Source organism: Paraburkholderia sp. OAS925, from assembly GCF_040543975.1.
Taxonomy (GTDB): Bacteria; Pseudomonadota; Gammaproteobacteria; order Burkholderiales; family Burkholderiaceae; genus Paraburkholderia; species Paraburkholderia graminis.
The window spans coordinates 1,798,414-1,811,203 of sequence record NZ_JBEUNO010000001.1 but is presented as its reverse complement, the minus strand read 5'-3'; the positions used below and the strand labels follow the sequence as shown (position 1 = coordinate 1,811,203).

Annotated in this window: 11 protein-coding genes and 1 pseudogene; 8 read left to right on the top strand and 4 right to left on the bottom strand. The window is 63.1% G+C overall.

The genetic code is table 11. The annotated features are described in order from the left end of the window. Positions 1 to 141: 141 nt before the first annotated feature. A complete protein-coding gene (locus ABIE53_RS07955) occupies positions 142 to 1,257 on the bottom strand; it encodes an AI-2E family transporter (RefSeq protein ID WP_258196196.1) in 1,116 nt (371 codons plus the stop codon). Positions 1,258 to 1,525: 268 nt separating this feature from the next. Here ABIE53_RS07955 and ABIE53_RS07950 point away from each other — a divergent pair, with 268 nt between their 5' ends. The 4 genes from ABIE53_RS07950 to ABIE53_RS07935 all read left to right on the top strand — a co-directional run bounded on the left by ABIE53_RS07950 (position 1,526) and on the right by ABIE53_RS07935 (position 5,441). Next, positions 1,526 to 2,740: a DUF2863 family protein gene (locus ABIE53_RS07950; RefSeq protein ID WP_107710110.1), complete on the top strand. Its 1,215-nt coding sequence runs from the start codon at positions 1,526 to 1,528 to the stop codon at positions 2,738 to 2,740. Between the two features lie 205 nt (positions 2,741 to 2,945). After that, complete coding sequence (locus ABIE53_RS07945) at positions 2,946 to 3,827, top strand: response regulator transcription factor (RefSeq protein WP_029969763.1); 882 nt, start codon at positions 2,946 to 2,948, stop codon at positions 3,825 to 3,827. 107 nt (positions 3,828 to 3,934) lie between these two features. After that, on the top strand, positions 3,935 to 4,609 hold the full coding sequence (locus ABIE53_RS07940; RefSeq protein WP_029969765.1) for an energy-coupling factor ABC transporter permease: 675 nt from the start codon (positions 3,935 to 3,937) through the stop codon (positions 4,607 to 4,609). Between the two features lie 202 nt (positions 4,610 to 4,811). Then, positions 4,812 to 5,441 carry a BspC domain-containing protein gene (locus ABIE53_RS07935; protein WP_029969766.1) on the top strand — a complete coding sequence of 210 codons (630 nt, stop codon included), beginning with the start codon at positions 4,812 to 4,814 and terminating at the stop codon, positions 5,439 to 5,441. Positions 5,442 to 5,648: 207 nt separating this feature from the next. On the opposite strand, the pseudogene ABIE53_RS07930 reads toward ABIE53_RS07935, so the two are convergent. Both ABIE53_RS07930 and yaaA read right to left on the bottom strand, forming a co-directional pair. Further along, positions 5,649 to 6,813 (bottom strand): annotated as a pseudogene (locus ABIE53_RS07930) (M14 family metallopeptidase). A gap of 50 nt (positions 6,814 to 6,863) precedes the next feature. Next, positions 6,864 to 7,646, bottom strand: a complete 783-nt coding sequence (yaaA, locus tag ABIE53_RS07925; RefSeq protein ID WP_006052872.1) for a peroxide stress protein YaaA — start codon at positions 7,644 to 7,646, stop codon at positions 6,864 to 6,866. Positions 7,647 to 7,703: 57 nt separating this feature from the next. Here yaaA and ABIE53_RS07920 point away from each other — a divergent pair, with 57 nt between their 5' ends. Continuing rightward, positions 7,704 to 8,231, top strand: coding sequence for a putative toxin-antitoxin system toxin component, PIN family (locus ABIE53_RS07920; protein ID WP_107710116.1), 528 nt, complete (start codon positions 7,704 to 7,706; stop codon positions 8,229 to 8,231). Positions 8,232 to 8,353: 122 nt separating this feature from the next. Then, positions 8,354 to 9,526: a pyridoxal phosphate-dependent aminotransferase gene (locus ABIE53_RS07915; RefSeq protein ID WP_107710119.1), complete on the top strand. Its 1,173-nt coding sequence runs from the start codon at positions 8,354 to 8,356 to the stop codon at positions 9,524 to 9,526. 145 nt (positions 9,527 to 9,671) lie between these two features. Here ABIE53_RS07915 and ABIE53_RS07910 read toward each other — a convergent pair whose 3' ends face one another. Beyond that, the gene (locus tag ABIE53_RS07910; protein ID WP_258196186.1) at positions 9,672 to 10,274 is read right to left on the bottom strand and encodes a glutathione S-transferase; all 603 of its coding nucleotides are present in this window, start codon (positions 10,272 to 10,274) and stop codon (positions 9,672 to 9,674) included. 170 nt (positions 10,275 to 10,444) lie between these two features. Here ABIE53_RS07910 and ABIE53_RS07905 point away from each other — a divergent pair, with 170 nt between their 5' ends. Both ABIE53_RS07905 and ABIE53_RS07900 read left to right on the top strand, forming a co-directional pair. After that, on the top strand, positions 10,445 to 12,001 hold the full coding sequence (locus tag ABIE53_RS07905) for a 3-hydroxyacyl-CoA dehydrogenase (protein WP_107710302.1): 1,557 nt from the start codon (positions 10,445 to 10,447) through the stop codon (positions 11,999 to 12,001). Next, positions 11,998 to 12,786: an oxepin-CoA hydrolase, alternative type gene (locus tag ABIE53_RS07900; protein ID WP_107710122.1), complete on the top strand. Its 789-nt coding sequence runs from the start codon at positions 11,998 to 12,000 to the stop codon at positions 12,784 to 12,786. Before ABIE53_RS07905 ends, ABIE53_RS07900 begins: the two co-directional genes overlap by 4 nt. Positions 12,787 to 12,790 lie beyond the last annotated feature (4 nt).

Here is a 12,790-nt window from a genome sequence, read left to right as displayed (position 1 = left end):
TGCTACTGACTGAACCTGCCGCCACCGCTGGAAGCCTTGCCGCTATTGGCTCTCCCGCTTCCCGTGCCCCGGCGTCCGGAGCACGAAAGAGCGAGATTCTAGCGAGCCGGCCGGCGCCTTGCAAGCGTTATCTGCATTTATTCAAGGCGCCTTTTCTATACGGCCAATTTCTTCCGCAACAGGCGGTTTGGCGTCCGGCCTCAATGCGCCCGCAGCGGATGCTCCGATGGTCCAGTCATGCAGCACCGTGTACGCAACCGCCAGCAGCGTCGGTCCGATGAAGACCCCGAGGAAGCCAAACGCGAATGCGCCGCCGAGAATGCCCAACATGACGAGAATCAACGGCATGTCGCTGTTCTTGCCGATGAGAATTGGCTTGATCACATTGTCCGACATGCCCACAGCGAGCACGCCCCACACAACCAGGAAAATCGCCCAGCCGGTCGCACCGCCGTGATAGAGCCAGATGGCCGCGGGCAGCCATACGATCACAGGCCCGCCCGGTATTACCGAGAGAAAAAACGTAGCCAGTCCCAACAATGCAGGCGCCGGCACACCAGCGATCCAGCAGCCGAAGCCAGCCAGAATGCCCTGAACAAGCGCCGTGCCCAGAATTCCGTAGACCACGCCCTTGACGGTGCTGCCCGCCAGCGCCAGCAGATAGTCGGCGCGCTCACCCGCGATACGCCGCATGCCTGCGTTCAGCCACGCGCCGGCGCCCTCTCCTCCGGTGTAAAAGAAGAAGGCCAATATGATACTTAACGCGAGCAGGCCGAGACCGTGAGTCACGGCAATCCCTGCGGCAAGGATCCACTTGCCGGCCGGCGCCGCAAGCGTACGCAACTGCGCGATCAGTTCGGAATTACTGCTTGTCAGACTTTCCCAGAAACTTTGGATGCTCGAACCGACCACGGGAATTCGCGCCACCCAGGGCGGCAAATCCGGCAAGCCTGCTTCGAACAACCGCTGGACCAGCGCGACTATGTCGTGGACGTGCGCGCCAAACGCAAACCCGGCGTAGACGAACGGTCCCAGCACCACAATCAGGATGATGAGCACGATCAACGTCGCCGCCAGCTTGCGCCTTCCGCCAACCGCCGCGGTCAGTCGCCGGTAGAGTCCCCACGAGCTGTAGCTGAGAATCGCGCCCCACAAGAGAGCGGTCGTAAAAGGCGCGAGAACCAGCAACGAGCCGCCCACCAGGATAATCAGGGCAAACACCGCCGCGAGACGTTCAATCAATTGGTCCGATTTCACCATGAATCTCCTGTTGCGCCAGACCGAGGCGGCGAGCACGGACGCGCGTCGACGCCCGTAAAAAGCGGTCAGTATATATAAGCGACTTCCGCTTCCCCGCCCTCTTATATTATTTGACGAAGTCCCAACACAACGTACGTCGCACGTACGGCGCAGGTCTGATTTTTCATGCGGAAACGTCCTAATCGATCCCGCGCTACGTCCCGAATAATATGGCGCGGCGTAAACGACTAGAATATAAGGTTCTGTGCACCCAACTTCCGGATTTATGCGCTCGCGAATCGCCAAACGTCTCCCCCCCGATGCCGACAAACTTGTCGGTCTTTCGCTCGCGCTTTTCGCGTCGGGCAGCCGCACCGAAGACCGCTTCTGGGAAGCGAAACTCGATGCGCTGCTGGCCAAGATCGTGCGCAACGCCAACCAGACCACGCTCGATGCAGCGCTCGACCACCTGCAGCAGAATCATCCCGATGCCTACGGCGCGCTTGCCGACATGGCCGAAACGCACAGCGAGTCGTTCGTCATCGAGCATGAAGGCGTGACGTATGAAGCGCTGTTGATCGCCGCGCCGATCCTCGCGTGGACGCGCTACATGATTCCGTCGGGTCCGCTCAAAGCCGACGCAGCCGACGCCCTGCGCGCGCATCTGCAGGCTCACGTGCTCGCGGCCAACACGCGCGTCGCCATGGCTCCGTTCCTGTATAGCATCGACCAGTTGCCGCGCCATCACGTCGAAACCTGGCGCATTGCACAGCAGCTTGCACAAGCAGCCATGGCTGGCGGCAATCTCAAACTCAACTTCGGCGAATTGCCGGAAACGTCGCCGATTCTTGCCGACCCGCGCTTCCTCCTGGCGGTGGTCGCGGCCCCGGTCGGCGAGCCGACTTTTCGTTGGCAGGAAGAGGAACACGGCAGCCGGATCGAGCGCGGCCAATGTCTCGAGCAATGGGCAACGCAGGGCGGCGCCAACCTGTCACTCGTGCTGCCGGGCTGCGAATTCGAGTGTCTGTTGCCGGATGCGTACTACTCCGCATGTCGCGACGCTGACGAACGCGTGCGTCCTCACACCGTCCGGACCGCCGTGCGTTATCTATTCGACACAATTGGCGCAGCGCCGCAAGAACTCCGCGCGGTGGTTGCCGGCTTCGGCGAGCGCCGCATCGACGAATACCGCGTCGGCTTCACGCGCCGCGGCAGCAACGAGGTGATTTACGGCGTCGTGTGGCCGCTGTACGGCCGCGAAAACGGAGAAGCAGGCATCGACGAAGAGCCGCAGGAAACTGCGCCGCCGGACGCTCCGCTCGAAGAAATCGTCGCGCTGCTCAAGGAAACCGGCGTGACTGACGTGCGTCGTCACGCAGGCCGGTTCGAGCCTGAATATTGCGATGACTGCGGCGTGCCGCTCTACGCCGACCCGCTCGGCGAAATCGTTCACGCCGAAATGCCCGAAGACGCCGAGCCCGCGCAGCCGCACTTTCACTAGGCAAGCGCGCCGCCGGCGCGTTGCAGTCCATCAAAAGCCTCGCCCTGTGCGGGGCTTTTTCATATGTCATTCCTCTTATGCCTTTTGGACAGGCCGTCAAACCGAAGGGAATTTGTCATGATAGAGACGGCGACGCATCGCAACGCCTGGCACAACGCGAGGCGACTGCATCGCGCCAATTCGCCCGACACATCTGGAGACATGCATGCGATTCTCGATACTCAACTCAGACGCGGAACGACGCGACGGCCTCAAAGCGCTGTTGCGGCAAATCAACCGGCTTGCGCGCTTTAACGAAGCACAAGACTGGCGTCAGGCCGAACGCACGCTCAAGCGTCAGTGGCCCGACCTGTTCGTCATCGACTGGCAGGACTGGATGTCGGTCAAGGACGTGCGGCATCTGCTTAGCCACTATCCGGACCTGCGCATCGCGGTGCTGACCGACAGGATTTCGCCGAAGGCGGTGAGCGAACTCATGGACGAGGGCGTGCGCGGCGTGGTGCCGCGCGAAACCGACCCGTGCCTGATCGTGCGCGCCTTTGAAATGGTGCTGCTCGGCGGGCACTATGTGCCGTCCGGCGCGCTGCCGCTCAAGCCGCCGCTGCCGGCAGACACGGCGATCCGCCCGTTCGACGAAAAAAGCCCGCCGCCGCGCCGCGTCAGGTTGTCGAACGGACTGTCGCCTCGCCAGCAGCAGATCATGCGCTGCGTCCATATGGGCAGCACCAACAAGATGATTGCGCGCACGCTCGGCATCAGCGAGGGCACCGTCAAGATCCATCTGACGAGCATATTCCAGCAACTCGGCGCACCCAATCGCGCGGCCGCGGTCGCGCTTTACAACGGCTGGCTGGCGAACCATTTACAAGTACTGCGCAATAAAGGACAGAGCCTGCTTCGTCCGGTCATGGGTCAAGCGGGCCTGGTGCCGCTGCGGCGCGCAGCACTGCGGCGCTTCGAATACCCGTTGTCGGCTAACGAGACGGCGGCGCCCTTGCCGATGGCAGCCGAGCCCGGCACGGCATACGACGACGGCGAGTCCGCCGCCGACCTTCCGCCAGAGCCCGTCACCGAAGGTTCGTCGTGAGATGACGGACCGCGCGCGAGCGTGATGCGCGATTTCTGCCAGCGCGTGCACCGGCTGGCATGGAATCCGCTCACACCTTTTGTCGTCCAACGAGTAATATGAGACTCATGGGTTTCCTCTACACACCGCTTCCATTCTGGATCGCTGTCGGTGGCTGGATCGCCACTGCGATAGTGGTCGCGCTCGCGCTGTGGAAAAATCCTTTCAAACGACTTCAGGACGGCACGTTGCAGCACGTGTGGCTGGCGATCATCGTCGCCGTGTCGGTGCTGTGGGCAAGCAACGCATGGCTCGACGACGGCACGGTCATGCATCTGCTCGGCGCGACGCTCGTCGTCACGCTGTTCGACTGGGCGCTCGCACTGCTTGCAATGGCGGTGGTCACCGGCCTCGCGGGTCTCATCTTCGACGCACCGTGGCAAGGCATCGCGCTGACTTTTCTCGTGTTCGGCGCGGTGCCGGTCGGTATTTCCACGTTGCTTCAGCGGGCCAGCATTGCGTGGCTGCCGCGCAATCTCTTCATGTTTATCTTCGGCCAGGGCTTTCTGTCGCCGGCTATTGCCGTTTCGCTCACGGCGGCTGCGGCGCTCGGGGTTCATGTTGCGCTCGCCGGCGGTTCCGCGACTGTGATACCGGCGGGCTACGCGCTCAGCGTGCTTCTGCTGGCCACGGGCGAAGCCTGGTTCACGGGGATGTCTACCGCATTGATCGCGGTCTACCGCCCTGCATGGGTCACCACTTATGATGTCCGGCGATACCGGCTCGGCGGACCGCGCACTTGAGCGCGACGCAAGGTCGTAGCGCGCGGCTCGTATGTGCGGCTCGCGTGCGAGTGAGCTCTTCGCGCCGTTGCGAGCAAACGCGCGCCTCGCATAACAAAGCCCCGCAAAATAGCGGTCGAAAAATAGTTGCGGCACGATTGAACTCAACCATGCCGCCAGGCATCTTACGTGCCTCACGTCTTATTAGCGTCTAACGAACTTGATGGATTGCACCAACGCACCGCGCCGATTACTGCGGCTGGTCGGCCGGTTGGCAAGTTTCGCAGCGAGCCTCTCGCTCGCTTGCACCGCGCCCGCATTCGCCGACCAACTCGAACAGCACAACGATCTCGTCAACAGATTTGTCAATGAAATGCGCGCCGACCCGCTCGTCGCGGATTGCGCCGCGCATGGCAATTTTGTCGCGAGCACGTCGACCGCCTTTGATCACGTCGAGTTTCCTCCCAGTTCGTTCGACAGCGCACACGCGTCGATCACGCCGTGGAACGATTCGTTCGACGAGGGCAAGCAGCGTGTCAAGGTCGACAACATCGTCACCGTGGAAGGACTCGGCATCCGTCAGAACGGCGCAGGCGACGCAGCGGATCTGAAGTTCCGTTGCGGCTACGTCGGCTCGCAGATGCTCGCGTTTAGCTGGAACGACCCGGTGCCGCCTACGCGCGCACGCAGCGTGGAGCAGCCGCAGTCGCGCGCGACGTCGGGCAAGCATCGCGGGAGCAAAGGCAAGCAGGCGGCAAGTGGCAAGAGTGCAAAGAAGAGCACGGCCAAATCGTCGAAGAGCACGTCGAGTAAATCGTCGAGCAAGAAAGCGCCGGTGAAGAAGAAACACTAGGACGGAGAAAGATCTGACAGCGCGCGTCCGATGCCGGCGATACGACGCGTATGACGGTAGCTGCGAATTCAGCATGGCGACCAACGCTTCGCGAGCGTCCGCGCGAATCCAAACTCAGCACCCTACTCCCCCTGACCCGCCAATAAAAAAAAGCACACACGCAATCCGTGTGTGCCCTTCCCTTCTATTGCAATTGCGCGCAGCGAATCAGCCGAACGTCTCCAGATGCCGCAAGATCGCTTGCAGCATCGACGCCCCGAGTGACGCGCTGCGCTCGCCGTTCCAGCCCACGCGTTCGTCGGGCAAGTTGGCGTTGTCCTTAAAAGGCATCTCGAGCGTCAGCGACAGGCAGCCAAATTCATTGCCGATATATTTCGAAGCGAGCTTGAGCGCATCTTCGCGATACTTGCTCGCAGCATAGCCGTACTTGTCCTGAAAATCAGGGCTCGCCTGCTTGAAGGCTTCGATAAACGCTTTCTGTTCCTCGCGTTGCCGCTCGGTGAATCCCGGCAGCATCTCGGAACCGGCCACGAAAACATACGGCAGCGCCTCGTCGCCGTGAATGTCGAAGAACAGATCGCAGCCGGTTGCGTGAATCGCGTCGCGTACGACGAGCACCTCGGGACTGCGCGCGGCATCCGGCTCCATCCACTCGCGATTCAGATTCGCGCCCGCCGCGTTGGTGCGCAGATTGCCGCGCACGCTGCCATCCGGATTCATGTTCGGCACGATGTGGAACACCGCGTGATCGTAGAGTTTGCGCGCAACCGGGATCGCCCGCCCAATCGCCCCAGCCGACGAGCCGCTTCACGAGTCCTTCGATAAACCATTCGGCCATCGTCTCGCCCGGATGCTGACGCGCGATCAGCCAGATCTTTTTCTTCGGCATCTTCAGCATATCGCCGCTTTGCGGTGTGCCGAGCGTGAGCAGGGAAACCGGCCGGCCTTCGACGGTCGTGCCCAGTTCGGTCAGCGTGGCCTGCGGCATCTGTTGAACTGCGCCCAAAAATTCGGCGTGGCGCTCCTCGCTGTACGGCTCGAAGTACGCGTAGTAAATGCGGTCGAACTCCGGCGTGTGGTCGATGGTGAGCACCCGGCCGTCATACGATGTCGGCACGCGAAACCAGTTCACGCGATCGTAGCTGGCCACGGCCTGGTAGTCGCGCCAGCCTTCCGCGAACGCGCACGCCGCCGCATTTTCGAAAGTCATCACGCAGCGCTCGCCGGCCGCGCCCGAGAGCCGGAAGTAGAACCACTGCGCGAACTCCGCGTGGCTGTCCGGCCGAACGCGCAAGCGGATATTTCCCGCGCTCGCGCAGGACAGCACCTCGATCGCGCCTGCGTCGAAGTTGCTCGTAATCGATAAACTCATGATGTGGTTCCCTGCATGATTGTGCGGCGCTCCGTCGGGCGGCGCTCCGCCTAGTCAGCGACGCGGCGGCGAAATACGTAAGTGGAATCGTTCGACGCTTTAGCGTCGAATGCATAGCCTTCGGAGTCGAACGCCTTCAGTTGTTCCGGCTTGTCGACGCGGTTCTCGACCGCATAGCGCGCCATCAACCCGCGCGCGCGCTTCGCATGAAAACTGATGATCTTGTAGCGGCCGCCCTTCCAGTCTTCGAACACCGGCGTAATGACCGGCGCGTCCAGCAGCTTCGGCTTGACCGACCTGAAATATTCGCCCGACGCGCAATTCACGAGAACCCGCGAGCCTGCGGCGCGCTTCTTCAATTGCGCGTTCAAGGCCTGCGTGATGCGCTCGCCCCAGAACGCGTACAGATCCTTGCCGCGCGGATTGGCGAGGCGCGTGCCCATTTCCAGACGGTACGGCTGCAGCAGATCGAGCGGACGCAACAGGCCATACAGTCCCGACAACACGCGCACATGGTTCTGCGCAAAGTCCAGATCCGCCGACGACAAGGTCTTCGCATTGAAGCCCTCGTACACGTCGCCGTTGAACGCGAGCACGGCCTGCTTCGCGTTGTCCGTGCCGAAGCGCGGCGACCACTGCGCGTAGCGCTCGTGATTGAGGTGCGCGAGCTGGTCGGAAATGCTCATCAGCGAGGCGATCTGTTGCGGCGACAAACGGCGTAGACCGCTGATCAATTCCGCGGCATCGTCGATGAAATCGGGGATCGTGTGCTTCTTGACGTGAGGCGGGGTGTCGTAGTCGAGCGATTTCGCCGGCGACAGAACGATTATCATAGAGGCTTGCAGGCACGCCGTGCCTGGCGGTCAAAGACGAAAGCCAGATTGTAACGAATGCCCGGTTCCCATGCCTCAAGCGGCGCTTTGCGCGTCGTTCTCGATTCCAATGTATGGATCGACATTCTCGTGTTCGACGATCCGCACACGCGGCCGATTCGCGCCGCGCTCGAAAGCGGCGCGCTCGCCGCGCTGATCGACGCCCGTTGCCTCGCCGAACTGACTTACGTGCTCGACTATCCGCAATTCGTCGAACGCAACGTGGATAAGTCCGCGGCGCTGGCGGTCGTCGCGCGGCTCGCGCAGCTTGTGGAACTCGCCGCGCAGCCGGAAGACGCGCGGCCGCTGCCGAAATGCAAGGACCGCGACGATCAGAAATTCCTCGAACTCGCGCACGCCGCTCAGGCGCACTGGCTGATTTCGAAAGACCGCGCCGTGCTGAAACTCGCGAAGCGGATCGCGCGAGATTTCGGCTTTCAGATCGCACAGCCGGCGCCGTTCGCGGCTTCGCTAAGTGAAGCGCCTGGCGGTTCGGCAAGCGCTTCCACGAACGCGGCGACCCCAGCCGTGGAAACCCCGGTATAACCCTGGCCTCGCGGCCGTCGGCACACAGCAGCCGCGCACGCCGCGCCGCGATTCCCTACAATCAGGCTTCGCCGGTTTCAAACGATGCCTTCGCCCACTCACCCGTTTCGCCGAACAGCGCCATGAAAGCACCGCACGACACGCCCATGAGTCCCTCGTTTCCCTCGCGCCTGCCGAACGTCGGCACCACGATCTTCACCGTGATGAGCGCGCTCGCCGCCGAGAAAGGTGCGGTGAACCTCGGCCAGGGCTTTCCCGACTTCGGCTGCGATCCGCGCATCGTGGATGCGGTCGCGAACGCGATGCGCGACGGCCACAACCAGTATCCGCCGATGGCAGGCGCCGCGCCGCTGCGCGCAGCCATCTCCGAGAAGATCGCCAACCTGTACGGACGCCGCTACGACGCCACGACGGAAATCACCGTCACCGCCGGCGCCACCCAGGCGCTGTTGACCGCGATCTTATGCACGGTCCATCCTGGCGACGAAGTCATCGTGATCGAGCCGACCTATGACAGCTATCTTCCGTCGATCGAACTGGCCGGCGGCAAGCCGGTATTCGTCACGCTCGACGCGCCGGACTACGCGATCCCCTTCGACAAGCTCGCCGCCGCCATCACGCCGAAAACGCGGCTCCTGCTGATCAACACGCCGCACAATCCGACCGGCACGGTCTGGCGCGCCGACGACATGCGCAAGCTGCAAGACATCGTGCGCGGCACCAACGTGCTGATCCTGTCCGATGAAGTGTACGAGCACATGGTCTACGACGGCGCGCCGCACGAGAGCGTGGCGCGTTATCCTGAACTGGCGCAGCGCAGCTTCGTCGTGTCGAGTTTCGGCAAGACCTATCACGTAACGGGCTGGAAAGTCGGCTACGTGGCGGCGCCCGCGGCGCTGACAGCGGAATTCCGCAAAGTGCACCAGTTCAACGTGTTCACCGTGAATACGCCGATGCAGATCGGTCTGGCCGACTACATGAAAGACCCGGCGCCCTACCTGGAGCTCCCGGCGTTCTATCAGAAGAAGCGCGATTTTTTCCGCGCCGGTCTCGCGAATTCCCGCTTCAAGCTGCTGCCTTGCACGGGCACGTACTTTCAATGCGTCGATTACTCGGCCATCAGCGATCTGCCCGAAGCCGAATTCGCGCAGTGGCTGACCGGCGAGATCGGCGTCGCGGCGATTCCGGTTTCCGCGTTCTATCACGAGGCGCATGAGTCCGGCGTCGTGCGCTTCTGTTTTGCAAAGCAGGAAAGCACGCTCGCCACGGCGCTCGAGCGGCTGGCGCGGCTCTAGCATGTCGCGCGCGATGCTGCGAACGAACCCACGTTCCTCGCCATCGCGCGTAGCGGCTAATGCGTGTGGTGCGCGGCGCGGCTCGCTTCATGTCGCGCGTTGCATTGTGCGTGACGTCGTTCCTTGCATTGCGCGCCGCGTTGCATCAAGCCGGACGCGACGCCGCGATATACGCCTTACGGTCCTCGGTCACGCGCTGCGCGGCGGGCCGTCCGTTGATCGCCTTCACATAGCTTTTCCAGTCCACGCCGGCATCGAGCAAAAAGTCGCGGCCGTAAATAGCCTGCGTCGTCATGCCGACAAGCGGCAAGCTCACGAAGCCCGCGGCGTCCGCGATACTGAACCGTTCGCCGCGCAAGTACGGCGCGAACTTCGCGATCCGCCTGAAGCCCGCGATGTGATGCGCAAGCAGCTTCTCGACGCGGCCCTTGGTCGCGTCGGTGACGGTGCCGCCGAAAAACGCTTCCTTGTACAGATTGCGCGCCGTCAGCTCCAGATGCACGTCGACGAACGTGATCAACTCGCGCTCCTTCGCGGCCTCCCACGGATCGGCGGAGAAAATCCGCTTGTCGGGAAAGCGCGCGGCCAGGTATTCGACAATGCATTGCGACTCGCAAAGATCGCCGTCTTCCGTCTGCAGGTAAGGCACTTTGCCAAGCGGCGAATGCGCGACGACGGCCTCGTCCTGGCTCGGCTGCACGAACACTTCCTCGAACTCGATGCCGTGTTCCAGCAGAACGAACTTCACCTTGTTGTACTAGTTCGAAAGCGCGAATCCGCAGAGCTTGATCATCGTTGTCTCCTCATTGCTTCGGTAGGTGAGGCCGCCGGTCCGAGCAGAGGCGGCGGCCGCCGCGCAACCATCGAGTAATTGCACGAGCGTGCTATTCTAAAATAACCATGGAGTCGAGCAACATCATGACCTCTCGCAACTTCAGCATCGAGACTATCGGCATTGTCGGCAGCGGCGCGATGGGCCGCGGCATTGCGCAGATCGCGGCGCTCGCGGGCCTGAGCGTGCGCCTGTACGACACCAATCCGGCTGCTATCGGCGCCGCGCGCGACTACCTCGCCGAAACGTTCGCCAAACTGACCGCCAAAGGCAAGCTCGACGAAGCGCGCTCGCTTGCTGCGCTCGCCAACGTCAAGGCCGCGCATGCGATCAGCGAACTGGTCGACTGCGACCTCGTGATCGAAGCGATCGTCGAAAAACTCGACGTCAAGCAGGCGCTCTTTCGCGAGCTAGAGACTGTGGTCAGCGGGCGTTGCGTACTCGCGTCGAACACGTCGTCGCTGTCCATCACGGCGATTGCCGCGGGCTGTACCGACCCGTCGCGCGTGGTCGGCTATCACTTCTTCAATCCGGTCCCGCTGATGAAAGTCGTCGAAGTGATCGACGGCCTGCGCAGCGACCGCGAGGCGGGCGACGCGTTGATGGACCTCGCGCGCCGTATGGGCCACACACCGGTCCGCGCGAAAGACATGCCGGGCTTCATCGTCAATCACGCGGGCCGCGGCATGAACACCGAGGGCCTGCGCGTGGCCGGCGAAGGCGTGGCGAGCTTCGTCGACATCGACAGGATCATGCGCGAGCAAGCGGGCTTTCGTCTCGGCCCGTTCGAGCTGCTCGACCTGACCGCGCTCGACGTCTCGCACCCGGTGATGGAGTCGATCTACCATCAGTTCTATGAAGAGCCGCGCTTCACGCCCTCGCCCATCACCGGCACGCGGCTCGCGGGCGGACTGCTGGGACGCAAGACGGGCGAAGGGTTTTATCGCTACGAAGACGGCATGCAGCAGGTGCCCGCGGAGGCGCCCGCGCCCGCAACGTTGCCAGGCAGCGTGTGGGTCAGCAAGCGTTACCCGCAAGCCTATGAAGCCGTCGTGGAACTCATCAGCAAGGCGGGCGTGAAGCTCGACGAAGGGACGATGCCCGCCGCCGACTCGCTGATCGTCGTCACGCCGTTCGGCCACGACGCAAGCACGGCCGCCGTGGACGAAACGCTCGACGCGAGCCGCGTCGTCGCGATCGACGCGCTCTTTCCGCTCGTCGGCGCGCAACGCCGCACGCTGATGACAACACCCGCGACCACACGCGCCGCGCGCGATGCGGGCCACGCGCTCTTTGCCGCCGACGGCGTGCCCGTCACCGTGATCCGCGACTCGACCGGTTTCGTCGCGCAACGCGTGGTGGCCACGATCGTCAACATCGGCTGCGACATCGCGCAGAAACAGATCGCGACGCCGCAAGACATCGACCTCGCGGTGACGCTCGGCCTCGGCTATCCGCGCGGCCCGCTCGCACTCGGCGACGCGCTCGGCGCGGCAACCATCCTCACCATTCTGCGCAACATGTACGACGTGCTCGGCGATCCGCGCTACCGGCCATCGCCGTGGCTCGCGCGCCGCGCGCAACTCGGCATGTCGCTCACGCAATGCGACGCCGCCGACAACCCCACGGAGACACAATCATGAGCGCCGAACTGCTGACCTCGCGCCCGCCCGAAAGCGAATCGACGCTGGTCCTCACGCTGTCCAATCCCGGCGCTCGCAACGCGCTGCATCCCGACATGTACGCGGCGGGAATCGAAGCACTCGATTCGGTGGAACGCGATCCGTCGATTCGCGCCGTCGTGATCGCGGGCGCGGACAACTTTTTTTGCGCGGGCGGCAATCTGAATCGCCTGCTCGAAAATCGCGCGAAAGATCCTTCCGTGCAGGCACAAAGCATCGACCTGCTTGCCGAGTGGATTTCGGCGCTGCGGTTTTCGTCGAAACCGATCATTGCCGCCGTCGACGGCGCCGCAGCCGGCGCGGGCTTTTCGCTCGCGCTCGCGTGCGATCTGATCGTCGCTGGTGAAGACGCCAAATTCGTGATGTCGTATGCACGCGTCGGCCTCACGCCCGACGGCGGCGGCTCATGGTTCCTCGCGCAGGCCCTGCCTCGCCAACTCGCAACGGAAGTGCTGATCGAAGGCAAGCCGATCGGCGCCGCGCGTTTGCACGAAGTGGGCGTCGTCAACAAGCTCACGAAGCCGGGCACCGCGCGCGACGCCGCGGTTGCGTGGGCCGACGAACTCGGCAAGATCTCGCCCAATTCGGTCGCGCGCATCAAGACGCTGGTGTGCGCGGCCGGCACGCAGCCGCTTTCCACGCATCTGGTTGCGGAGCGCGATAACTTCGTCGCTTCGCTGCATCATCGCGAGGGGCTCGAGGGCATTTCCGCGTTCCTCGAAAAACGCGCTCCCGTGTACAAGTGAACAA

Excerpts from the sequence above, each read along its gene's own strand:
- ABIE53_RS07950 (WP_107710110.1), top strand. The coding sequence starts at position 1,526 with ATGCGCTCGCGAATCGCCAAACGTCTCCCCCCCGATGCCGACAAACTT.
- ABIE53_RS07945 (WP_029969763.1), top strand. The coding sequence starts at position 2,946 with ATGCGATTCTCGATACTCAACTCAGACGCGGAACGACGCGACGGCCTC.
- ABIE53_RS07940 (WP_029969765.1), top strand. The coding sequence starts at position 3,935 with ATGGGTTTCCTCTACACACCGCTTCCATTCTGGATCGCTGTCGGTGGC.
- ABIE53_RS07935 (WP_029969766.1), top strand. The coding sequence starts at position 4,812 with ATGGATTGCACCAACGCACCGCGCCGATTACTGCGGCTGGTCGGCCGG.
- yaaA (WP_006052872.1), bottom strand. The coding sequence starts at position 7,646 with ATGATAATCGTTCTGTCGCCGGCGAAATCGCTCGACTACGACACCCCG.
- ABIE53_RS07920 (WP_107710116.1), top strand. The coding sequence starts at position 7,704 with ATGCCCGGTTCCCATGCCTCAAGCGGCGCTTTGCGCGTCGTTCTCGAT.
- ABIE53_RS07915 (WP_107710119.1), top strand. The coding sequence starts at position 8,354 with ATGAAAGCACCGCACGACACGCCCATGAGTCCCTCGTTTCCCTCGCGC.
- ABIE53_RS07905 (WP_107710302.1), top strand. The coding sequence starts at position 10,445 with ATGACCTCTCGCAACTTCAGCATCGAGACTATCGGCATTGTCGGCAGC.
- ABIE53_RS07900 (WP_107710122.1), top strand. The coding sequence starts at position 11,998 with ATGAGCGCCGAACTGCTGACCTCGCGCCCGCCCGAAAGCGAATCGACG.